At 68.8% G+C, this 22696-nt stretch carries 21 protein-coding genes; 13 read left to right on the top strand and 8 right to left on the bottom strand.

Annotated features, from left to right (window positions below):
* From atpD to tenA, 3 genes are all read left to right on the top strand, one after another.
* The gene (gene atpD, locus J2S76_RS04740) at positions 1-1434 is read left to right on the top strand and encodes a F0F1 ATP synthase subunit beta (protein ID WP_091442226.1); all 1434 of its coding nucleotides are present in this window, start codon (positions 1-3) and stop codon (positions 1432-1434) included.
* Between the two features lie 68 nt (positions 1435-1502).
* Positions 1503-1919: a F0F1 ATP synthase subunit epsilon gene (locus J2S76_RS04735; protein ID WP_307058011.1), complete on the top strand. Its 417-nt coding sequence runs from the start codon at positions 1503-1505 to the stop codon at positions 1917-1919.
* Between the two features lie 109 nt (positions 1920-2028).
* A complete protein-coding gene (gene tenA / locus J2S76_RS04730; RefSeq protein ID WP_307058009.1) occupies positions 2029-2703 on the top strand; it encodes a thiaminase II in 675 nt (224 codons plus the stop codon).
* 79 nt (positions 2704-2782) lie between these two features.
* Here tenA and infA read toward each other — a convergent pair whose 3' ends face one another.
* The gene (infA, locus tag J2S76_RS04725) at positions 2783-3064 is read right to left on the bottom strand and encodes a translation initiation factor IF-1 (RefSeq protein WP_013168254.1); all 282 of its coding nucleotides are present in this window, start codon (positions 3062-3064) and stop codon (positions 2783-2785) included.
* A 159-nt stretch (positions 3065-3223) separates the two neighbouring features.
* On the bottom strand, positions 3224-4636 hold the full coding sequence (locus tag J2S76_RS04720; RefSeq protein WP_126281480.1) for a DEAD/DEAH box helicase: 1413 nt from the start codon (positions 4634-4636) through the stop codon (positions 3224-3226).
* Positions 4637-4930: 294 nt separating this feature from the next.
* On the opposite strand from J2S76_RS04720, the gene J2S76_RS04715 reads away from it, so the two are divergent.
* Complete coding sequence (locus J2S76_RS04715) at positions 4931-5659, top strand: class I SAM-dependent methyltransferase (RefSeq protein WP_307058006.1); 729 nt, start codon at positions 4931-4933, stop codon at positions 5657-5659.
* A gap of 110 nt (positions 5660-5769) precedes the next feature.
* Here J2S76_RS04715 and metW read toward each other — a convergent pair whose 3' ends face one another.
* Entirely contained in the window at positions 5770-6420 is a 651-nt protein-coding gene (metW, locus tag J2S76_RS04710; protein WP_307058004.1) for a methionine biosynthesis protein MetW, read from the bottom strand.
* A complete protein-coding gene (gene metX, locus J2S76_RS04705; protein WP_307058002.1) occupies positions 6420-7607 on the bottom strand; it encodes a homoserine O-acetyltransferase MetX in 1188 nt (395 codons plus the stop codon). The genes metW and metX overlap by 1 nt, the downstream gene beginning before the upstream one ends.
* Positions 7608-7740: 133 nt before the next feature.
* Between metX and J2S76_RS04700 the strand changes: the two genes are divergently transcribed.
* From J2S76_RS04700 to J2S76_RS04685, 4 genes are all read left to right on the top strand, one after another.
* Positions 7741-8643 (top strand): chorismate mutase, encoded by a 903-nt coding sequence (locus tag J2S76_RS04700; protein ID WP_307057999.1) that lies wholly within the window; start codon positions 7741-7743, stop codon positions 8641-8643.
* A 78-nt stretch (positions 8644-8721) separates the two neighbouring features.
* Entirely contained in the window at positions 8722-9852 is a 1131-nt protein-coding gene (hisC, locus tag J2S76_RS04695) for a histidinol-phosphate transaminase (protein WP_307057998.1), read from the top strand.
* Positions 9842-10777, top strand: a complete 936-nt coding sequence (locus tag J2S76_RS04690) for a prephenate/arogenate dehydrogenase family protein (protein ID WP_307057996.1) — start codon at positions 9842-9844, stop codon at positions 10775-10777. Before hisC ends, J2S76_RS04690 begins: the two co-directional genes overlap by 11 nt.
* A gap of 29 nt (positions 10778-10806) precedes the next feature.
* Complete coding sequence (locus J2S76_RS04685; protein ID WP_307057994.1) at positions 10807-11331, top strand: nucleoside deaminase; 525 nt, start codon at positions 10807-10809, stop codon at positions 11329-11331.
* Between the two features lie 112 nt (positions 11332-11443).
* Here J2S76_RS04685 and J2S76_RS04680 read toward each other — a convergent pair whose 3' ends face one another.
* Positions 11444-12934, bottom strand: coding sequence for a CoA-acylating methylmalonate-semialdehyde dehydrogenase (locus tag J2S76_RS04680; RefSeq protein ID WP_307057992.1), 1491 nt, complete (start codon positions 12932-12934; stop codon positions 11444-11446).
* 117 nt (positions 12935-13051) lie between these two features.
* On the opposite strand from J2S76_RS04680, the gene J2S76_RS04675 reads away from it, so the two are divergent.
* Positions 13052-13975 carry a LysR family transcriptional regulator gene (locus J2S76_RS04675; protein ID WP_307057990.1) on the top strand — a complete coding sequence of 308 codons (924 nt, stop codon included), beginning with the start codon at positions 13052-13054 and terminating at the stop codon, positions 13973-13975.
* Between the two features lie 15 nt (positions 13976-13990).
* Here J2S76_RS04675 and J2S76_RS04670 read toward each other — a convergent pair whose 3' ends face one another.
* A complete protein-coding gene (locus J2S76_RS04670) occupies positions 13991-14425 on the bottom strand; it encodes a MerR family transcriptional regulator (RefSeq protein WP_307057988.1) in 435 nt (144 codons plus the stop codon).
* Positions 14426-14505: 80 nt separating this feature from the next.
* Here J2S76_RS04670 and J2S76_RS04665 point away from each other — a divergent pair, with 80 nt between their 5' ends.
* Complete coding sequence (locus tag J2S76_RS04665) at positions 14506-16788, top strand: heavy metal translocating P-type ATPase (RefSeq protein WP_307057986.1); 2283 nt, start codon at positions 14506-14508, stop codon at positions 16786-16788.
* Positions 16789-16908: 120 nt separating this feature from the next.
* Here the strand turns inward: J2S76_RS04665 and argH are convergent, their stop codons facing one another.
* A complete protein-coding gene (gene argH, locus J2S76_RS04660) occupies positions 16909-18291 on the bottom strand; it encodes an argininosuccinate lyase (protein WP_307057983.1) in 1383 nt (460 codons plus the stop codon).
* Positions 18292-18318: 27 nt separating this feature from the next.
* Here argH and tlpA point away from each other — a divergent pair, with 27 nt between their 5' ends.
* The gene (gene tlpA, locus J2S76_RS04655; protein ID WP_307057981.1) at positions 18319-19119 is read left to right on the top strand and encodes a thiol:disulfide interchange protein TlpA; all 801 of its coding nucleotides are present in this window, start codon (positions 18319-18321) and stop codon (positions 19117-19119) included.
* A 4-nt stretch (positions 19120-19123) separates the two neighbouring features.
* On the opposite strand, the gene J2S76_RS04650 is transcribed toward tlpA, so the two are convergent.
* Positions 19124-19984 carry a DMT family transporter gene (locus J2S76_RS04650; protein ID WP_307057979.1) on the bottom strand — a complete coding sequence of 287 codons (861 nt, stop codon included), beginning with the start codon at positions 19982-19984 and terminating at the stop codon, positions 19124-19126.
* Between the two features lie 121 nt (positions 19985-20105).
* Between J2S76_RS04650 and J2S76_RS04645 the strand changes: the two genes are divergently transcribed.
* Positions 20106-21572: an aminotransferase-like domain-containing protein gene (locus J2S76_RS04645; protein WP_307057977.1), complete on the top strand. Its 1467-nt coding sequence runs from the start codon at positions 20106-20108 to the stop codon at positions 21570-21572.
* Positions 21573-21652: 80 nt separating this feature from the next.
* Positions 21653-22615, top strand: a complete 963-nt coding sequence (locus J2S76_RS04640) for a DMT family transporter (RefSeq protein ID WP_307057975.1) — start codon at positions 21653-21655, stop codon at positions 22613-22615.
* Positions 22616-22696: the final 81 nt, after the last annotated feature.

Genomic DNA, 22696 nt, shown 5'->3' with positions numbered 1-22696 from the left:
ATGGCTAATGTCGGACGCATCACGCAGGTCATCGGCGCCGTCGTGGACGTGCAGTTCGAGGATCACCTCCCGGCGATCCTGAACGCGCTGGAGACGACGAATAACGGGGCCCGCCTCGTTCTCGAAGTCGCCCAGCATCTCGGCGAGAACACCGTGCGGACCATCGCCATGGACTCGACCGAAGGTCTGGTCCGCGGCACCAAGGTGACCGACACCGGCGGCGCGATCTCCGTGCCGGTCGGCGAGGCGTGCCTCGGCCGCATCATGAACGTCATCGGCGAGCCGGTGGACGAACTCGGCCCGATCGTCGGCGAGGCCACGCGCGGCATCCATCAGCCCGCGCCCTCCTATGCCGACCAGTCGACCGAGGCCGAGATCCTCGTCACCGGCATCAAGGTCGTCGATCTGCTGGCGCCCTATTCCAAGGGCGGCAAGGTCGGCCTGTTCGGCGGCGCCGGCGTCGGCAAGACCGTGCTGATCATGGAACTGATCAACAACATCGCCAAGGCGCATGGCGGCTACTCGGTGTTCGCCGGCGTCGGCGAGCGCACCCGCGAGGGTAACGATCTCTATTACGAGATGATCGAGTCGAAGGTGAACGTCGACCCGCACGAGCACAACGGCTCCTCCGCCGGCTCCAAGTGCGCGCTGGTCTATGGCCAGATGAACGAGCCTCCGGGCGCCCGCGCCCGCGTCGCGCTCACCGGCCTCACCGTCGCCGAGCATTTCCGCGACCAGGGCCAGGACGTGCTGTTCTTCGTCGACAACATCTTCCGCTTCACCCAGGCGGGTTCGGAAGTGTCGGCACTGCTCGGCCGCATTCCCTCGGCGGTGGGCTATCAGCCGACGCTCGCCACCGACATGGGCGCGCTGCAGGAGCGCATCACCACCACCACCAAGGGTTCGATCACCTCGGTGCAGGCCATTTACGTGCCCGCCGACGATCTGACCGACCCGGCGCCGGCCGCCTCCTTCGCCCATCTTGACGCGACGACCGTTCTGTCGCGCTCGATCGCGGAAAAGGGCATCTACCCGGCGGTGGACCCGCTCGACTCCACCTCGCGCATTCTCTCGCCGCTGATCATCGGCGAGGAGCACTACAATGTGGCGCGTCAGGTGCAGCAGACGCTGCAGCGCTACAAGTCGCTGCAGGACATCATCGCGATCCTGGGCATGGACGAGCTGTCGGAAGAGGACAAGCTCACCGTCGCCCGCGCCCGCAAGATCGAGCGCTTCCTGTCGCAGCCCTTCCACGTCGCCGAAGTCTTCACCGGCTCGCCCGGCAAGCTCGTCGACCTCGCCGACACCATCAAGGGCTTCAAGGGCCTGGTGGAAGGCAAGTATGATCACCTCCCGGAGCAGGCCTTCTACATGGTCGGCACCATCGAAGAGGCGATCGAGAAGGGCAAGAAGATGGCTGCCGAGGCCGCGTGATCCGCGCGCCCCGGCCCTGACGGCACGGGGCGTCGATCATTGACGCTGACGCATCCCCTGGAGGATCCATGGCCACCTTCCCGTTTGAACTCGTCTCCCCCGAGCGCCTCGTCTATTCCGGCGCGGTGACGGAAGTCATCGTCCCCGGCGCCGAGGGCGAGTTCGGCATCCTTGCCGGCCATGCGCCCTTCGTGTCGACGCTGAAGCCCGGCGTGCTGACGATCAAGGGCGATGGCGGGCCGAAGAAGCTCTTCGTGCGCGGCGGCTTCGCCGAAGCCAACCCGCAGGGCCTCACCGTGCTGGCCGAGACTGCGATCCCGCTCGCCGAACTGCGCGCCGAGAATCTCGCCAAGATGATCCGCGACGCGCAGGAAGACGTGGAGGACGCCCGCGACGAGGTGACCCGCGCCAGCCGTCAGCAGTTCCTGGAACAGCTGACATCGGCGGCGGCGGCGATCGAGGCGGATGCGCGCACCGCGCACTGACGCGCCTCGCTCGGAACCGCGCATGCGCCGGTTTCGCAGCCACCCTTGAAACGTCTATGATCCGGGCCGCTGTCACCAGCGGCCCTTTTCATGTCCGGAGGAAACGCTGATGAGCGACGGCTCAACCTTCAGTTCCCATGCCTGGGGGCGGAACCTGCCGACCTATGAGGCGATCCGCACCATGCCGTTCAACGCGGCGCTGGCAGATGGCACGCTGTCGCTGGAGCGCTTCCGGCACTACATGCTGCAGGACGCGCACTACCTGATCGCCTTTGGCCGGGCGCTGGCGATCGCCGCCGCCAAGGCGGACGATACGGACGGGCTGGTGCAGTTCGCCGAGGCCGCCAAGGTCGCGGTGGTGGTCGAGCGCTCGCTGCATGCCGATTTCTTCGAGAGCTTCGGCATTGATGCGGACGCGTTCGAACGCACGCCGATGTCGCCGGTGTGCCACCATTATTCCAGCTTCCTGATCGCGACCGCCTATAGCGAGCCCTATCCGGTGGCGCTGGCGGCGCTGCTGCCGTGCTTCTGGATCTATGCCGAGGTCGGTCGCGACATTCTCGGGCGGGCGGTGCGGCCCAACCCGTATGACGCCTGGATCGACACCTATGCCGGCGAGGAATTCCACGAGGCGGTGCGGGCGGTGATCGCCACGACCGACCGCGCGGCGATGGGCGCGTCGCCCGCCGTGCTCAAGCGCATGCACGCGGCCTATAAGCGGGCCACGGAGCTCGAATGGATGTTCTGGGATTCAGCCTGGCGCCTCGCCGACTGGCCGGTCTGAACGGACCGGGCGCGGCGCGGGCGGACAAGGCAAGCCCGCGCGCGGCGGGGAGAGGGGCCGGGCGGCGACGCCCGGCTGCTCAGCGCCGACGGCCGGGAGGCGGGCGACGCTGGCCGCTGCCGATCGGCGGGGTCGGTCCACCGGTCTTGTGGCGGAAATTGATGCGTCCACGCTCCAGATCATAGGGCGACATCTCGACGACGACACGGTCGCCGACGATGGTGCGGATGCGGTTCTTCTTCATCTTGCCCGCCGCATAGGCGAGTATCTCGTGTTCATTGTCGAGCACGACGCGGAAGTTGCCGTCGGGCAGAACTTCCGTCACGGTGCCGTCGAACTCGAGCAGTTCCTCTTTCGCCATTAATGGCTCTCCTCGTACAGGCTGCTGCCGGCCTTGCCGCTAGGCCAATACCCTGCCGGCCGGCATTTGTCTTGTCCTGATAATGCTGCGGCGCCGTACATGCCAGCCTCCGCAACACCCCGCGCACCCTTATCGGGACGCGGGGTGGGTTTCAGGCGGTCACGGGGCGGCGCGATAGGCCTTGCGGCGCGGGGGGCGGCGGCCTTCGAGCGGCGGGCCATCCCGGCGCACTACGGCGTCGAGACGCGGGCCTTCATGGCGCGGGCCGTCCTTGCGGGCGTCACCCTCGGGGCGCGGGCCCCGGTTGAACGGGCGGGCGCCACGGGGAGCGTCGCTGCGCGGGCCACGGGCGTCGCGCGAGGGGCGGGCGCCCTCGGGGCGGCCTTCCGAGCGGAAGCCTTCAAGGCGCGGGGCGCCTTCGCGACGGCTTTCGCCACGACGGTCGACCGAGGGGATGGTGATCTTGATCAGCCGCTCGATGTCACGCAGGAAGGCGCGCTCCTCGCCATCGCACAGCGAGATGGCGATGCCTTCGCGGCCGGCGCGCGCGGTGCGGCCGATGCGGTGGACATAGCTCTCGGGCACGTTGGGCAGGTCGTAATTGATGACGTGGCTGACGCCCGGCACGTCAATGCCGCGGGCGGCGATATCGGTCGCCACCAGTACCTTGACCACGCCCTGACGGAAGGCGGCCAGAGCGCGCTCGCGCTGGGGCTGCGACTTGTTGCCATGGATCGCCTCGGCGGCGATGCCGGCTCCGGCCAGCCCCTTCACCACACGGTCGGCGCCGTGCTTGGTGCGGGAGAAGACGAGGGCGCGGTCCATCTCCGGCTCGGAGAGCAGCTCGACCAGCAGGTTCGGCTTGCCGGCGCGGTCGGTGAACAGCACCTTCTGCTCGACGCGGTCGGCGGTCTTGGCAACCGGGGTCACCGCGACGCGGACCGGATCGGTCAGCAGCGAATCCGCCAGCTTCTCGATCTCGCGCGGCATGGTGGCGGAGAAGAACAGGTTGCGGCGCTTGGCCGGCAGCCGGGCGCAGATGGCGCGGATGGCGTGAATGAAGCCCATATCGAGCATCTGGTCGGCCTCGTCGAGGACGAGCACTTCGACCATGTCGAGCCGCACGGCGTTGTTCTCAAGCAGGTCGACCAGGCGACCCGGCGTGGCGACGAGCACGTCGACGCCATTGGCCAGCGCCCGGGCCTGGCGGCCGATCGGCACGCCGCCGATGGCGAGCGCCGTGGAGGGGCGCACATGCTTCCCATAGAGGCGGAAGCTCTCGAGGATCTGGCCGGAGAGCTCGCGGGTCGGGCTCAGCACCAGCGCGCGGGCCGAGCGGCGCTCGGGGCGGAAGCGGTTGGTGACGAGATGCTGCAGGATCGGCAGCGCGAAGGCGGCCGTCTTGCCCGTGCCGGTCTGGGCGATGCCGATGAGATCACGTCCGGCGAGCACCTGCGGCACGGCCTGGATCTGGATCGGGGTGGGGGTGGTGTGGTTCGCTTCCGCGAGGGCTTTCAGGATCGGCTCGGCAAGGCCGAGTTCGTTGAAGGAGATCAAGTAAAATTCTTTCATGGGCGATTGCGTTCGCGCTCACATCGGGCGCAAACCGCGAATCACGGGGTGTTGAGACACCCCGCGTGGCCTGGGACGTCGGCGATTTCAGGTGATGAAGGGCCGAAGACTGCCGCGGCTCAGAAGTGGAGGCGGAAATTCGATCAGGATAAACCTGACCGGATCCGGCTCCCAGCCGAAGCGGACATCGAGCGACGCGGCCCCGATGCGGACGAATATCCCGCATGCCCCGCCTATGTGGCCTAAAAGGGTGGTGATTTCAAGGCGTCATCGCTCAGGCTATAAGCTTGAGCCATGTATCCTGATGTTGTCGGCCTTCGCAGCTTCTATGCCCAGCCCATCGGCGTGGTCACGCGCCGCCTTGTCGGGCGCGCCATCCGCGCGCGTTCCGGCAATGTGCGCGGCCTCTCTTTGCTGGGCATTGGCTATGCCACGCCCTATCTCGGCATGTTCCGCGAGGAATGCGAGCGGGCGTTCGCCTTCATGCCGGGCGCGCAGGGCGTAACGCGCTGGCCCTCCGCCGCTCCGACGCTCGCCGCGCTGGTCGACGAGACCGAGCTGCCGCTGCGCGACGGCATGATCGACCGCGTCATCGCCGTGCATCTGCTGGAGATGACCCCCGAGGCCGGGGAGGTGCTGCGGGAGGTGTGGCGGGTACTGGCGCCGGGCGGGCGGCTCATCTGCGTGGTGCCGAGCCGGCGCGGCATCTGGGCCCGCACCGAAAACAACCCGTTCGGCCATGGCAGGCCGTTCTCCCGCACCCAGATCACCGACCTGCTGCGGCAGGCGCTGTTTACGCCGGTGGGCTGGGACGAGGCGCTGTACATGCCGCCTGTGCCGCGCAACTGGTTCCTGCGCTCGGCCGTGGCATGGGAGCGGGTGGGCGCCACGCTGGCGCTGCCCTTCGCCGGGGTGCACATCGTCGAGGCGACCAAGCAGGTCTACAAGCCGGTGCCGACCAAGCGCCGCGCCCGGCTCCGGGTGTTCGAGCCGGTGCTGGCGCCGCAGCCGATGGGGGGGTGAGCCCTACGAAGGACTGAGGCGAGGTTGGGACTTGGCAGCGTAAATATAGCTTCTGTCCGTGTCTTGGATAAGATTGGCGACCGCTTCCCTCGCTCGCTGGCCGCGCCCGCTCACCCCTTGCGGGAGAGCAGGAATACCGCCTGCTCGCCCAGCAGGTTCCACACCGCCCAAGGCAGGTTGAACCGCACCGGGTGGCCGTAGCCGTTCAGCGCGGCCGCGCGGTCGATCTGGGCGCCGACCTCCTCCACCAGCGCCACGAAGTCGCGAATGGTGCAGAAATGGATGTTCGGCGTGTCGTGCCAGCTATAGGGCAGATTCTCCGTGCTCGGCATCCGCCCGTTCAGCAGCAGGTCGAGCCGCATGCGCCAGAAACCGAAATTGGGGAAGGAGACGATGGCGTGGGTCCCTACGCGCAGCATCTGCTCCAGCACCCATTTCGGCCGACGCGTCGCCTGGATGGTCTGCGAGAGGATCACATAGTCGAAGGAATTGTCGGGGTAGTCGGCCAGGTCGACATCGGCGTCGCCCTGGATGATCGGCAGGCCGCGCGCCACGCCGGCATTGACCCCCTCGCGCGACAATTCGATGCCGCGCGCGTCGCAGCCGCGCGTGGTGGCGAGCAGTTCCAGCAATTCGCCGTCGCCCGAGCCGACATCGAGCACGCGCGAGCCGGGCCGCACCATCTCAGCGATGAGCAGCAGATCGACGCGGGCGCCGGCGACCCGGGCGGCTTCGCTCATGGTGAGGTCGCGCGGGGTCATCACAGTGCCCCCACGGCGCGGGCGGCGGCATCGATGAAGCCGCGGGTGATAGCGGAGAATTCCGGCTCGTCGAGCAGGAAGGAATCGTGGCCCTTGTCGCTCTCGATCTCGGCGAAGGATACCTGAGCGCCGGAGGCGTTGAGCGCGTGCACTATGGCCCGCGAATCCGCCGTGGTGAACAGCCAGTCGGAGGTGAAGGAGACGAGGCAGAACCGCGTCTTGCTGCCCTTGAAGGCATTGGCCAGCACGCCGCCATAGTCCGCCGCGAGGTCGAAATAATCCATCGCGCGGGTGACATAGAGATAGGAATTGGCGTCGAAGCGATCGACGAAGGCCTCGCCCTGATGGCGCAGATAGGATTCCACCTGGAAATCCGCGTCGAAGGAGAAGGTGTGCCCGTCGCGATCCTGCAGCCGCCGGCCGAATTTACGGTGCAGCGAGGAATCCGACATATAGGTGATGTGTGCCGCCATGCGGGCGACGGAGAGACCGCGCCGCGGGCTGGTGCCCTCCTGCAGATAGCGCCCGCCGCGCCATTCCGGATCGGCCATCACCGCCTGCCGGCCGACCTCGTGGAAGGCGATGTTCTGCGCCGAATGGCGCGCCGCTGTAGCAATAGGCATGGCGGCGAAGACGCGCTCGGGATAGCTCGCCGCCCATTGCAGAACCTGCATGCCGCCCATCGACCCGCCGACCACGGCGAGCAGCTTCTCGATGCCGAGATGGTCGATGAGCATGGCCTGCGCCCGCACCATGTCGCGGATGGTCACCACGGGCAGGTCGAGGCCATAGGGCTGGCCGGTGGCGGGGTTGGTCGAGGAGGGGCCTGTTGTGCCCAGGCAGCCGCCCAGAACATTCGAGGCGATGACGAAGAAGCGCTCGGTGTCGATCGGCTTGCCCGGGCCTACCAGCGTCTCCCACCAGCCTGGCTTGCCCGTGACGGGGTGGACATTGGCCGCGTGCTGGTCGCCGGACAGGGCGTGACAGAGCAGGATGGCGTTGGAGCGGGCCGCGTTCAGCGTGCCATAGGTCTGGTAGGCGATCTGGAACGGTGTCAGCACGCCGCCGGCATCGAGCGGGAGCGGCGTGTCGGCGCCAAAGCGTGCCACGGCGGAATGCGGGTGGTCCGCTTCGCCGCGGGCGGCCTCATAGGCCGGAAGATCGCGCAGGGCCGTGCTATCGGACATGGGAACCGTCATACCGGACGAAGAGTTCGTTATACCGGACGATCGGATGATCCCACAGCCGCCACTTGTCAATAGAGCCGACCCCCCGATTTTCTTTTGCGCGCGACGCGCGCGAGGGGTACGACATCGCTCGATGGACATGAAAGCCGATAGGCCCGAAGGGCCGCAAGCCGCCCTTTCGCCGGTCTGTGCGCCTGCCGCGCCGGACCTCGGGACCCTGCGCGCGGAAATCGACCGTATCGACGCCGCGATGCACGCGCTTTTGATCGAGCGCAGCCAGATCATCGACCGGCTGGTGGCGGTGAAGCGGGCGCAGGGAACGGAAAGTGGCTCGGCCTTCCGCCCGGCGCGCGAGGCCTCGATGATGCGCCAGATCGTCGACCGGCACCGCGGCATTCTCCCGCTCGACACGGTGGAAGGCATCTGGCGGGTCATCATCTCCACCTTCACCTATGTGCAGGCGCCCTATGCCGTGCATGCCGACCTCGCCTCCGGCGAGGCGGCGATGCGCGATGCCTCGCGCTTCCATTTCGGCTTCACCGTGCCGTTCATCGGCCATATGGGCGCGGCCGGCGTGGTGGCGGCGGTGGCGCGTTCACGCGGCGATCTCGGCCTGGTGCCCGCCTTCGCCTCGCCCTCCGCCGGGGCGTGGTGGACGGCGCTGGAGGGCGCGCACGCGCCCAAGATCATCGCCCGCCTGCCCTTCGTCGAGCGCGCCGACCACCCCGCCGGCCTGCCGGTGTTCTGCATCGCCCATCCGGTGACGGACGGGGCGGTGACGGAAGTCGAGACCTGGAGCCTGCATGTTTCGGGGTGGAACGCTCAGGCGGCCCGCACGCTGGCGCCGCTCGCCGACGTGATCGCCGTGCCCGATCGCGGCCTCGACGGGGCGGCGCTGCTGGCCTCGATTCCGGTCGGTGACGCGGCCACCCTGGACACAGTGCTGGCGGCCTTGCGCGAAGGCGGCGCCTCGGTGCGCGCGGCGGCTCTCGTCGGCAGCCATGCGAGCCGCTATACCCATTCGCCGCAGGGCTGATCGGCCCTACCGGATCCCGCCCTGCCTTCCGTCTCCCGCCTTTCACATCTGAGAATCGCCGCCCTTCGGAGCCACGTCATGTCGTCCCCCGCCAACCGCCCCACCCGTCCTGTCCCGCGCGCCAGCGTCATGGCGATCGAGGCCTATGTGCCGGGCAAGTCGCATGGCGGTGCGGGCGTGAAGGTGCACAAGCTCTCGGCCAACGAGAACCCGCTCGGTCCCAGCCCGAAGGCGATCGCCGCTTTCCAGTCGGCCACCGCGCTGGAGCTGTATCCCGACGGTTCCTCGACCAAGCTGCGCGAGGCGATCGCCGCCAACTATGGGCTCGACCCGGCCCGCATTGTCTGCGGCACCGGTTCAGACGAACTGCTGATGCTGACGGCCGCCGCCTTTGCCGGTCCCGGCGACGAGGTGCTGTTTTCCCAGCATGGCTTCCTCGTCTACCGCATCGCCACGCTGGCGGCGGGTGCGACGCCCGTGGTGGCGCCGGAGAAGGACTATCGTTCCGATGTCGACGCGCTGCTGGCGGCGGTGACGGACAAGACGCGCGTGGTCTTCCTCGCTAACCCGAACAACCCGACCGGCACCTATATCCCCTTCGATGAGGTGAAGCGGCTGCAGCGTGGTCTGCCGCCGCATGTGCTTTTGGCGCTCGATGCCGCCTATGCCGAATATGTCCGCCGCAACGACTACGAGGCCGGCATCGAGCTGGTGGCGACCTGCTCCAACGTGGTGATGCTGCGCACCTTCTCGAAGATCCACGGCCTCGCTGCGCTGCGGGTCGGCTGGCTCTATGGGCCGGCCGAGGTGGCGGACGCGGTGAACCGCATTCGCGGGGCGTTCAACGTCTCGGCGCCGGGCCTTGCCGCCGCCGTGGCGGCGATCGAGGACACCGGCCATGTCGATGCCGCCATCGCCCATAACGAGCACTGGCTGCCCTGGCTGGCGCAGGAACTGACCGGGCTCGGCCTCACCGTGACGCCAAGCGTGACCAATTTCCTGCTGGTGCATTTCCCAGAGGCGCCCGGCCGCACGGCGAAGGAGGCCGACGCCTTCCTCGCCCAGCGCGGGCTGATCCTGCGGCGGGTGGATTCCTATGGCCTGCCCGGCGCGCTGCGCGTCACCGTCGGTACCGAGGAGGCTAACCGCCTGCTGGTTGTGGCGCTGAAGGACTTCATGGGCGGGAAGGAGACGGGCGATGGTGCTTGATCCGCCCCTCGCCCATCCACTCATTGGCCGGCTCACCGTCATCGGTGTTGGGCTCATCGGTTCGTCCATCCTGCGTGCCGCCAAGGCGCGTGGGCTGGCGGGCACGCTGGTGGCCTATGACGGCGAGGCCGCCGTGCGCGCGCGTGCCGAAGCGCTGGGGCTTGCCGATCTCGTGGCCGCGACCCCGGCGCAGGCGGTGGGCGGCGCCGACATCATCATATTGTGCGTGCCGGTCGGCGCCATGGGTGCGGTGGCGCAGGCCATCGCCCCGCATGTGAAGCCGGGCGCCATCGTCTCCGATGTCGGCTCGGTGAAGGGGGCGGTGGTGAGCGCGCTGCGCGCCCATCTGCCGGCCAATGTCCACATCGTCCCCGGCCATCCGGTGGCGGGCACGGAATATTCCGGCCCGGATGCGGGCTTCGCCACGCTGTTCAAGAACCGCTGGTCGATCCTCACCCCGCCCGAGGGTACCGATCCGGCGGCGGTGGCGGCGCTTTCCGGCCTGTGGTCCGCCATGGGCGCCAATGTCGAGACCATGACGCCCGAGCACCACGATCTGGTGCTGGCCATCACCTCGCATGTGCCGCACCTCATTGCCTATAACATCGTCGGCACGGCGGCGGACCTTGAGGCGGTGACCCAGTCCGAGGTGATCAAATACTCGGCCGGCGGCTTCCGCGACTTCACCCGCATCGCCGCTTCCGACCCGACCATGTGGCGCGACGTGTTCCTGAACAATCGCGAGGCGGTGATCGAGGTGCTGGGGCGCTTCACCGAGGACCTGATCGCGCTGCAGCGGGCCATTCGCTGGGCCGAGGGGGACAAACTGTTCGACCTTTTCACCCGCACCCGCGCCATCCGCCGCTCGATCATCGAGATCGGCCAGGAGACGGCGGCGCCGGACTTCGGCCGCTCGCACGACTGAGGCGCGAGGGGCCTTCAGGGACGCTGCGGATGGACCGGCGGACGAACGATGAACTCATGATGGCGGAGGCGCTGGCGGAGGCGGCCGGGGCCCTGGAAACGTGCGTGTTTCCTGTCGGCGCCGTGCTGGCGCGGGGAACGCAGGTTCTCGGCCGCGCGCGTAAGACGATGGCGTCCAATCATCTCAGCCATGCGGAGATGAACCTGTTCCATCGGGTGTTCATGGGCGACTATCGTTTCGCCCGCGCGGACGGCCTCACCCTCTACACCACGCTGGAACCGTGCGTGATGTGCTTCGGCACGCTGCTGCACCTGCCGATCACGCGGCTGGTCTTCGCGATGGAGGACGCCTATGGCGGCTGCGCTTCGGTGACGCTCACAGGCGCGCCGCCGCGCCACCAGCACCGCCCGTTGGAGATTATCGGCGGCGTGTGCCGCAGCGAGGCGCAGGCGCTGTTCGCGACCTTTCTCGACACGACCGCGGAGCCGTTCTGGCGGGAGGGCGGCGCCCCGTCTTTCCAGGCGGCGGTGCGGGGCGAGGCAGCCGACCCATAGTCGTCATCTGGCCGCAGTGGAGCGGAGAGCCGGGATGTGGTGCGCCGGCAGCGCCGTCATCCCGGATCGACCTTTGGCCGTCCGGGATGACGCTTTGGCGAGGCGGAGGGCCTCAGCCGCTGGTGGGCATGACGAACTGGGCGCCCTCGCGGATGCCGGTGGGCCAGCGGGCGGTCGTGGTCTTCATCTTGGTGTAGAAGCCCACGCCCTCCATGCCATAGACGTTGCGATCGCCGAACACCGAGCGCTTCCAGCCGCCGAAGGAGTGGAACGCCACCGGCACCGGGATCGGCACGTTGATGCCGATCATGCCGGCCTTGGCGTCGCGGTCGAAGGCGCGGGCGGAATCGCCGTCGCGGGTGAAGATGGCGGCGCCATTGCCATATTCGTGGTCGTTGACCAGCTTGAGCGCGTCATCATAGCGGTCGACGCGCACCACCGAGAGCACCGGGCCGAAGATCTCTTCCTTGTAGATCTTCATGTCCGGCGTCACCTTGTCGAACAGGCAGCCGCCGATGAAATAGCCGTTCTCATAGCCCTGCAGCTTGAGGCCGCGCCCGTCGACCACCAGCTCGGCGCCAGCGGCGACGCCGGCATCGACATAGCCGGAGACCTTGGCGAGGTGTTCCTTGGTCACCAGCGGGCCCATCTCGCTGTCGCGGTCGAGACCGGGGCCGACTTTCAGCGCGCGCACCTTCGGCACCAGCTTTTCCATCAGCGCGTCGCCGACGCCGCCGACCGCGACCGCGACGGAAACCGCCATGCAGCGCTCGCCGGCCGAGCCGTAGCCGGCGCCCATCAGCGCGTCGACGGTCTTGTCGAGGTCGGCGTCCGGCATCACCACCAGGTGGTTCTTGGCGCCGCACAGCGCCTGCGCCCGCTTTCCATGCGCGGCGGCGGTCTTGTAGACATATTCGCCGATGGCGGTGGAGCCGACGAAGCTGACCGCGGCGACATCGGGATGGGTGAGGAGGGCGTCGACGGCTTCCTTGTCGCCCTGAACCACGTTGAAGACCCCGGCCGGCAAGCCGGCTTCAGTCAGCAGTTCGGCCAGCATCAGCGAGGGTGTCGGGTCTTTCTCGGAGGGCTTCAGCACGAAAGCATTGCCGCAGGCCAGCGCCACCGGGAACATCCACATCGGCACCATGACCGGGAAGTTGAACGGCGTGATGCCGGCCACCACGCCGACGGGATGGCGGGCGGAGAACACATCGACGCCGCGCGCCACCTGCTCGGTGAAGTCGCCGCGCAGGAGGTGGGGAATGCCGCAGGCGAACTCGACCACCTCGATGCCGCGTGTGACCTCGCCCTTGGCATCCTCAAAGGTCTTGCCGTGCTCGCGGGTGATGGCTTCCGCCAGCGCGTCGATATCGCGCTCCAGCAGCGCCTTGAACTTGAACATGATGCGGGCGCGGGTCAGCGCCGGCGTGTCGGCCCAGCCGGGGAACGCCTTGGCGGCGGCGGCAACCGCCTCGCCCACCGTGGCCGTCGTGGCGAGCAGCGTCTCGCCGGTCTGCGCGCCGGTGGAGGGGTCGAAGACCGGGGACGTGCGTCCCGCCGTGGTCACCACCTTGCCGCCGATGTAATGCCCGATGACCGCCATGGCGATCTCTCCCTCTGGTTTTCCTGCCTGCGGTTGTGCTTGTCGAAAGTCGTCACTTCAACGACGATGTTTTCGCATCCGTTGTGCGGCTGCGCACATTGCGCTAGGCAGGGTGCCATGGATTGGGACCATTTGCGCATCTTTCTCGCGGTCGCTCGCGCCGGCCAGATGCTGGCGGCGGCGCGCCAGCTCGGGCTGGACCACGCCACTGTCGGAAGGCGGCTCGGCGCGCTGGAGGCGAGCCTCGGCTCGAAGCTCCTGGAACGCCGCACCACCGGCAGCGAGCTGACCCCCGCCGGCGAGCGGCTGCTCGCCCATGCCGAGCGCATCGAGACCGAGATGCTGCAGGCGCAGGCGGCACTGGGCAATGTCGATCTCGCGCTGGCCGGGGCGGTACGGATCGGCGCGCCGGATGGTTTCGGCACCTATTTCCTCGCCCCGCGCCTCGGCCGGCTGGCGGAGGAGCATCCCGGCCTCTCGATCCAGCTGGCGCCGCTGCCGCGCAGCTTCTCGCTGCCCAAGCGCGAGGTGGATATTGCCGTCACGCTGCAGCGACCGAGCGAGGGGCGGCTGGTGGCGCGCAAGCTCACCGACTACACACTCGGCGTCTATGCCTCGCGGGACTATCTCGCCCGCACCGGACCGGTGGAGTGTCTGCGCGATGTCACCGGGCGGCTGCTCGTCACCTATGTGCCCGATCTCGTCTATTCCCCGGCGCTCGACTATTTCGAGGTGTTTCGTGAGGTGGAGGCGCGCCGGCTCGAATGCGCCAGCGTCGTTGGCCAGATGGAGGCGGTGCGGGCGGGCGGCGGTATCGGCATCCTGCACGACTATGCCGCGCTGGAGCATCCCGAACTGGTGCGGGTGCTGCCCGAACTGAATTTCCGCCGCGCCTATTGGCTGGTGACGCATGCCGACATCCGCGACCTCCGGCGCATCCGCACGGTGGAGGACTTCATCGCCGGGGCGGTGCGCGAGGCGCGGGCGGGTTTCACCCAGGAGTCGTCAGCGCGCGAGGACGCGCGCCTGACCCAGGCCTGAGCGGCGCCCGGGAGATCAGGCGCGCGCGCCCTCATGATGCGCGCATTCACCGTGGTCGGCGAGGATCTCGATCACCCGGCAGCTGGCGACATGGCCGTGCGAGCAGCCCTCGACCATGCGCGCCAGCTCTTCCCGCAGGGCCGTGAGGCTGGCGATGCGCCGCTCCACCGTGACGAGGTGGTCGCGGGCAATGGCGTCCGCCGCGGCGCAGGACTGGTCGGGCTCGTCCTGCAATTGCAGAAGGGTGCGGATGGCGTCGATCTCGAAGCCGAGCTCCCGCGCATGGCGAATAAAGGCCAGCCGGCGCAGATCGGTCGCCCCATAGGAACGGCGGCCGCCTTCGGTGCGCGGCGGCGCGGGGAGCAGGCCGATCTCCTCATAATAGCGGATGGTCGGCACCTTCACGCCGCTTTGCCGCGCCGCATCGCCAATGGTGTAAATGCCCTTCATTTCGCTCTTGCTCCTCTAGTCGCTAGAGGAACTAGGGTCTGCCTGCGGCCGACGCAAGGGCGAGCGCAGGAGAGACGATCATGCCGGCGATAAAGACCCGTTACCGTATAGAGGGCATGGACTGCGCCTCCTGCGCGATGAAGATCGAGACGGCGGTGCGGCGCCTCGATGGCGTCGCCGATGTGTCGGTCGCGGTGGCGGCGGGGACGATGACGGTGGCCCATGACGGCGCCGACCTTGTGCTTGTGGAGAAGCGGGTGTCCGGCCTCGGCTACGGCATATCCGCCTTGCCGACCGCGACGAAAGCCGCAACCGGCGCCCCCGCCGCGCCGGCGCACGCAGATGAACAGGCCCATGACCATGGTCACGACTGCGGTCACGACCACGGTCATTCGCACGTAGGGCACGCCCACGGCGATCCCACCCACGCGGCGGCGGCCCCGGCGCCGGTCGTGGCGGCGGCGCCGAGCGCGCACGACCATGCCCATCTCGCAGGCGACGGCCCGTGGTGGAGCAGCGGCAAGGCGCGGCTCGCCCTTGTCTGCGGCGCGGCATTGGCGGCTGCCTATGGGCTCGGCCATTTCTTTCCCGCGCTCGACCCCTGGATCTTCATCGCCGCCCTCTCCATCGGCCTTGTCCCGATCGCCCGCCGGGCAGTGATGGCGGGGCTCGTCGGCACGCCCTTCTCCATCGAAACGCTGATGACCATTGCCGCCATCGGCGCGGTGATCATCGGCGCTTCCGAGGAGGCGGCGACCGTGGTTTTTCTGTTTCTCGTCGGCGAATTGTTGGAAGGTGTCGCCGCCGGGCGGGCGCGCAACTCCATCCGTGCCCTCACCGCGCTGGTGCCGAAGACCGCGCGCCTGGTCGAGGGCGGGGGCACGCGCGAGGTGCCGGCGGAAAGCCTTGAGATTGGCGACGTGATCCTGGTGCGCCCCGGTGAACGGCTTCCAGCCGATGGCGAGGTGCTGGAGGGTGCCGGCTCGGTGAACGAGGCGCCGGTGACGGGCGAGAGCGTGCCGGTGGCCAAGCTGGCGGGTGACGGCGTGTTCGCCGGCACAGTGAATGGCGAGGCGGCGCTCACCATTCGTGCCACCACGGCGCCTTCCGACAACACCATTGCCCGCGTGGTGCGGCTGGTGGAGGAGGCGCAGGAGAGCCAGGCGCCGACTGAGCGCTTCATCGACCGCTTCGCGCGGTGGTACACGCCCTTCGTCGTAGTTCTCGCCGCTCTGGTGGCGGTGGTGCCGCCGCTGCTGTTAGGGGCGGGCTGGGATGAGTGGATCTACAAGGGCCTCGCGCTACTGCTGATTGGCTGCCCCTGCGCGCTTGTCATTTCCACCCCCGCCGCCATCGCCGCCGGGCTGGCGGTGGGCGCGCGGCGCGGCCTGCTGATCAAGGGCGGGGCGGTGCTTGAGACGCTGCGCACCATTAACACCGTCGCTTTCGACAAGACCGGCACGCTGACCGAGGGCAAGCCTGAGGTGACCGACATCGTGGCCTTCGAGGGCGACGAGGCGGACCTGCTCGCCCGCGCCGCGGCGCTGGAATCGGGCTCCACCCATCCGCTCGCCAATGCCATTCTCGGCGAGGCGGCCGCGCGTGGTCTCGCCGTGCCGCCGGCGCGGGAGGCGGGCGCGCTGGGCGGCGAGGGGGTGAGCGGCATCGTCGGAAGCGCGGCGCTATTCCTCGGCTCGCCCAAGGCGGCCGCCGCACGGGCGCCGCTGAGCGAAGAACAGTCGGCCGCCATCGCGGCGCTCAACGCGGCGGGCAAGACGGTGGCGGTACTGCTGGCGGACGGGCGGGCCCAGGGGCTCATCGCCCTGCGCGACGAGCCGCGCGCGGACGCCCGGGCCGGGCTCGATGCCTTGAAAGCCGCCGGTATCCGCACGCTGATGCTGACCGGCGACAATGAACGTACGGCGCGGGCGATCGGCGCCGACCTCGGCATCGAGGTGCGCGCCGGGCTGATGCCGGCCGACAAGCAGCGCATCATCGGCGAGCTTCAGCGCGAGGGGCTGAAGGTCGCCAAGGTCGGCGACGGCATCAACGACGCGCCGGCGCTCGCCGCCGCCACGGTCGGCATCGCCATGGGCGGTGGCGCGGACGTGGCACTGGAGACGGCGGACGCCGCCGTTCTGCATGGCCGGGTAGGGGATGTCGCGGCGATGATCGCGCTGTCGCACGCCACTATGCGCAACATCCACCAGAACATCACGCTGGCGCTGGGACTGAAGGCGGTGCTGCTCGTCACCACCCTCGTCGGCCTCACCGGCCTCTGGCCCGCCATCCTCGCTGACACCGGCGCCACCGTGCTGGTGACGGCCAACGCCTTGCGATTGCTAGGGCGGAGAGCGGGGTGAGCCAGATACGTCATCCCGAACGGCGGAGGCCGATCCCGGATCGGCCTCCGCCGGAAGGCGGCAGACGATCCCGGCTCTGCGCTTCGCTTCGGCTGGGATGACGGCAACTATCTGCGACGCTTATTTCGCCAGCAGCTTCAGCCAGCGCTTGGCTTGGGTGCGCACATTCTTCGGCGCGGTGCCGCCATAGGAGACGCGGCTGGCGACCGACTTCGACACGGAGAGCACGCCGAACACGTCCTTGGTGATGCGCGGTTCCACCGACTGCATCTCCGCGAGCGTGAGCTTGTGCAGCGGGGCGTCCTTGGCGGAGGCCAGCGCGACGATGCGGCCGGTGACGTGATGCGCCTCGCGGAAGGGCAGGCCGAGCACCCGCACCAGCCAGTCGGCGAGATCGGTGGCGGTGGAATAGCCCGCCCCCGCCGCCGCCTTCATCCGCTTCTCGTCCGGCACCATGTCGCGCACCATGCCGCTGGTGGCCGCAATCATCAGCGAGAGGGTGGAGAGGGCGTCGAACGTGCCTTCCTTGTCCTCCTGCATATCCTTGGCATAGGCTAGGGCGAGACCCTTCATCACCATCAGCAAGCCGTTGAAAGCACCCGCGATTCGGCCGATCTTGGCGCGCACCAGCTCGGCCGCGTCCGGGTTGCGCTTCTGCGGCATGATCGAGGAACCGGAGGTGAAGCGGTCGGAGAGCTTCATCAGCCCCACCAGCGGCGAAGTCCAGATCACGATCTCCTCGGCAAAGCGCGAGAGATGCATCGCCGCGATGGACGCCGCTGCCAGTGTCTCCAGCACGAAGTCGCGATCGGAGACGGAATCGAGCGAATTCGCCGTCGGCCGGTCGAAGCCGAGGGTGCTGGCGGTGGCGAAGCGGTCGATCGGGAAGGAGGTGCCGGCCAGCGCGGCGGCGCCTAACGGGCACTCGTTGAGCCGGGCGCGGGCATCGCGAAACCGCCCGCGGTCGCGCCCGAGCATCTCGACATAGGCCAGAAGATGGTGGCCGAAGGTCACCGGCTGGGCGGTCTGCAGATGGGTGAAGCCCGGCATAACCGTGCCGGAATAGAGCAGCGCCTTCTCCGCAAGTGCCTGCTGCAGATCGCGAATCTGCGCATCGAGCGTGTCGATCGTGTCGCGGACATACAGCCGGAAATCGGTCGCCACCTGGTCGTTGCGCGACCTTGCGGTGTGGAGGCGGCCGGCGGGGGCGCCGAGTAGTGTGGCGAGGCGGGATTCCACGTTCATGTGGATGTCTTCCAGCGCCCGCTGGAAGGTGAAATCGCCGGATTCGATCTCTGACAGGATCGTGTCTAGACCGGCGGCGATCTTTTCGGCATCAGCCTTGTCGATGATCCCCTGCGCCGCCAGCATCGAGGCATGCGCCTTCGATCCCGCAATGTCCTGCGCATACAGGCGCTGGTCGAAACCGATGGAGGCGTTTATCTCCTCCATGATCGCGTCGGGCCCGGTCTCGAAGCGGCCGCCCCACATCTTGTTGCTCATGTTAGACTTTTCTCCGCGAGGACGGCCATGACCGAACGACCTGAGGACGCAGGCGGACCCGAAACAGAGGGCTCGCCGCGCCGCACGGGACGCTTCGCCCTCCTTCTGGCGGCCGCCGTGGTGGCGGGCGCCGTCGCCGGGCTGGCAGGCGTATACGGGATAGGGGGCGGGCCGCGCAATGTCGTTGCCACCGGGCCGGCCGCGCCGGCGCCGATAGCCGTGGCGAGTGAGGCCAGTCAGGCCGGTGTGGTGGACGATCAGTGCAGTGTGGCCAGCGCGGCCGGCAAGCGCCTCGCCGCCCTGGCCACCGGGGAGCTCGCCGCCTTCGCCCCGACGGAGAAGCCGACCCGCATTCCCGACCTCGCCTTCCTTGCCCCCGACGGCCAGCCGACCCGGCTGTCGCAGGTGGGCGGCGACGGGCTGAAGCTGGTCAATATCTGGGCGACCTGGTGCGTGCCCTGCCGCAAGGAGATGCCGGCGCTTGACGAGCTGCAGGCGACGCTCGGCAGCAAGGGCGGCGATGGCGCGCCGGGCTTTGAAGTGATCACGGTCAATATCGACACCCGCGACCCGGCCAAGCCGAAAACCTTCTTCGCGGAGACGGGGCTGAAGCACCTCGCCCTCTACACCGACCCGAAGGCGCAGGCCTTCCAGGACCTGCGCGTCGTCGGGCGCGGCTTCGGTCTGCCCACCACCATGCTGATCGATGCGCAGGGCTGCGAGCTCGGCCATATCGCCGGCCCGGCGGAATGGGCGAGTCCCGATGCGGTGGCGCTGGTGAAGGCGGCGCTGGCCGACAAGGGGCTGGCGGCGACGTCGGCGCCCTGAGGGCTCACGCGCACCGCTTGGCGGCCGCGACGCACAGCACGATGAAACCGGTGACGGCCACCATGGCGATGGGGACGGGTTCGTGCAGCAGCAGGCCCGCCAGCGCGAGACCGAAGAAGGGCTGCAGCAGCTGCAGTTGCCCGACCTTGGCGATGCCGCCCAGAACCAGGCCGCGATACCAGAACACGAAGCCGACCAGCATGCTGAAGACCGAGACATAGGCGAGGCCCAGCCATGCCGGGGCGCCGATGCCGTGCCATGTCGCGGGCTGGGTGGCGAGGGCGATCGGCGCCATGACGGGGAGCGCCAGCACCAGCGCCCAGCAGATCACCTGCCAGCCGCCCAGCCGGCGGGAGAGCACCGCGCCTTCCGCATAGCCGAGGCCGCACAGGACAACGGCCGCCACCATCAAAAGGTCGCCCACCAGCGAACCCGCGCCGCTCTGCGAGAGGGCGAAGCCGACCACCGACAGGCTGCCCAGCGCCGAGAAGAACCAGAACCCCCGCCTTGGCCGCTCGCCGCCGCGCAGCACGCCGAAGGTCGCGGTGGCCAGCGGCAAAAGGCCGATGAAGACGATGGAATGGGCCGAGGTGACATGCTGGAGCGCCAGCGCCGTCAGCAGCGGAAAGCCGACCACGACGCCGATCGCCACAATCAGCAGCGAGAAGAGGTCGGTCGCGGCCGGGCGGGGCTGGCGCAGCGCCACCAGCAGCGCCCCGCCGAGCAGCGCGGCGATCACCGCGCGGGCGCTGGTGAGGAAGACCGGCTCGAAACCGCCGACGGCGACCCGCGTGGCGGGCAGCGAGCCGCTGAAAATGATCACGCCGACAAGGCCGCTGCCCCATCCCTTTGACGTCTGTTCCATCGGTCCGCCCGCGTGAAGGAGCGGCATCCATACCCGCCCCGGCCTTGGCCGGGCCAGTTACACCCCGTACAATCCGTACCGAACTGTATGAGAATATGAGCCATACAGTTGGGGTGACGCGATGGCAAAGAGTGCGGCGAGTGCGGCGAGTGCGACCCGAACCGGGCAGGTGATGGCGGCGATCCTCGACCAGATCGCCCGCCGCACCTTGGCGCCGGGCGACAAGCTGCCCTCGATCCGTCGCGCCGCCGCAAGCCTGAACGTGTCGCCCTCGACGGTGGTCGAGGCCTATGACCGGCTGGTGGCGGAGGGAGTCGTGCATGCGCGGCCGGGGTCCGGCTTCTATGTCGCGTCCGGGATGGCGTCCCCGGCCGTCAACGAGCTGCAGCCGAGGGCGGACCGCGCCATCGACCCGCTCTGGGTCTCGCGCCAGTCGCTGGACGCCGCGGCGCAGACGCTGAAGCCGGGATGCGGCTGGCTGCCGCCGGACTGGATGCCGGGCGCGATCCTCCGGCGGGCGCTGCGTGGCCTTTCGCGCGCCGATGACGCCCTGCTGGCCAATTATGGCGGTACACGGGGGTTACTGCCGCTGCGGCAGTTTCTGGCCCGCCGCTGCGCCAGCGAGGGGCTGGACCTCAGCCCGGACCAGATGCTGCTGACCTCGTCCGGCACGCAGGCGATCGACCTCATCTGCCGGTTTCTGCTGCGCCCCGGCGATACGGTGCTGGTCGACGATCCCTGCTATTTCAATTTTCAGGCGCTGCTGCGCGCCCATCAGGCCCGGATCGTCAGCGTGCCCTATACGCCGGCCGGGCCCGACACGGCGCGGTTCGCCGAGATGCTCACCGAGCATCGGCCGAGGCTCTACATCACCAATTGCGGCCTGCACAACCCGACCGGGGCGACGATGTCGGCCCAGACCATCCACAAGGTGCTGACCCTCGCCTCGGCCCATGGGCTTGTCATCGTGGAGGACGATATCTTCGCCGAGTTCGAGCCCGAGCCCTCGCCGCGCCTGGCGGCGTTTGACGGTCTCGTCAACGTCATCCGCATCGGCAGCTTTTCCAAGACGCTGTCGGCTTCCGTCCGCTGCGGCTATATCGCGACGCGGCCGGACTGGATCGAGGCGCTGGTCGATCTGCAGGTCGCGACGCAGTTTGGCGGGGCAAGCCCGCTCGCCTCCCAGCTGGTGTTCGACAGCCTGATGGACAGTGGCTATCGCCGGCACATGGCGGCGCTGCGGGGGCGGCTTTCCCGCGCCCGGCGCGACGCGCAGACAAGGCTGGCGGACCTCGGCTTTCGCGCGTGGGTGACGCCGCGCGGCGGCTTCTATCTCTGGTGCCAGCTGCCGGAGGGCCGCGACGCGGCGCGGCTGGCGCAGTTCGCACTCGCAGAGGGGGTGATCCTGGCGCCGGGCAATGTCTTCAGCCCCGCGCAGCAGGCGGCGGACTTCATGCGCTTCAACGTGGCGCAGATGGACGATCCCCGCGTCTACGCCGTGCTCAAGGCCGGGCTGGGAGCCGACTTGGGCGCGGATGGGGCCTGTCGCCTGCCGGCGGCAACGCAGGACTCGCTTCTCCTCGCCTGACGGGCGACGCTGGCGAAAACGGGTGGCGCGCAACCCTGGGGAGGACTAGAACGCCCCTCACCCCTGCAGGAGCGTGCCCCATGTCCGCGTCGAGCCCCGTCCACCGCACCGGGCTCGCCACCTCGGTCGCCGGGCCGCTGCCCATGGCGCCTTCCGACTGGGCGGCGCTGGCGCTGCTGGGGGTGATCTGGGGCGGCTCCTTCTTTTTCGGCAAGGTGGCGATCGCCGAGATTCCCCCGCTGACCATGGTGCTGACGCGGGTGGCCATCGGCGCGCTGGCGCTGTGGGTGATCGCCCGGGCGCGCGGCATCCATATGCCGATGAACCGGCGGCTGGCGGGCGAGTTCCTGCTGCTGGCTGTGATCGCCAACATCATCCCGTTCGGGCTGATCGCCTGGTCGCAGCAGCATCTGCCGAGCGGGCTGTCCTCCATCCTCAACGCGGCGACGCCGCTGTTCACCGTGCTGGTGGCGCAGGCGTTCACCCATGACGAGAAGTTCACCGTCGGCAAGCTTGCCGGGGTGAGCCTCGGCTTTCTCGGCGTCGCTGTGATGATGGGGCCGGCGCTGCTCGGCCAGCTCGGCGGGCACCAATTGCCAGCGCAGCTCGCCGCCATCGGCGCCACCGTCTCCTATGGCTTCGCGGCGGTCTATTCCCGGCGCTTCCGGCATCTGCCGCCGCTCGGCATCGCCATGGCGCAGCTGGCCAGCTCCAGCCTGCTGCTGCTGCCGGTGGTGGCGCTGATCGACCGGCCGTGGAACCTGCCGGCGCCCTCAGCGCCTGTTATCGGCGCGCTGCTCGGCCTCGGCGTGCTCTCCACCGGGCTGGCCTATATCCTGTATTTCCGCATCCTCGGCCGCAATGGCGCGACCAATATCTCGCTGGTGACGTTTCTCGTGCCGGTGAGCGCCATATTGCTCGGCGCGCTGGTGCTGGGCGAGGCGCTGGAGCCGCGCGAATTCGCCGGCTTCGCCATCATCGCGCTGGGGCTGGCGGCGATCGACGGGCGGCCGGCAAGGTGGCTGCTGGGGAAGATGGGGTAGCGGGCGGCACCCGTCTGCGTCCTTCGAGGCCCGGCGAGTGCCGGGCACCTCAGGATGACGGACATGACGGCGCCCGGCGAC

It is taken from the genome of Ancylobacter vacuolatus (assembly GCF_030813595.1).
GTDB lineage: Bacteria > Pseudomonadota > Alphaproteobacteria > Rhizobiales > Xanthobacteraceae > Ancylobacter > Ancylobacter vacuolatus.
Note: the sequence above shows the minus strand (reverse complement) of the source record. Positions and strands in the feature narration are given on the sequence as shown.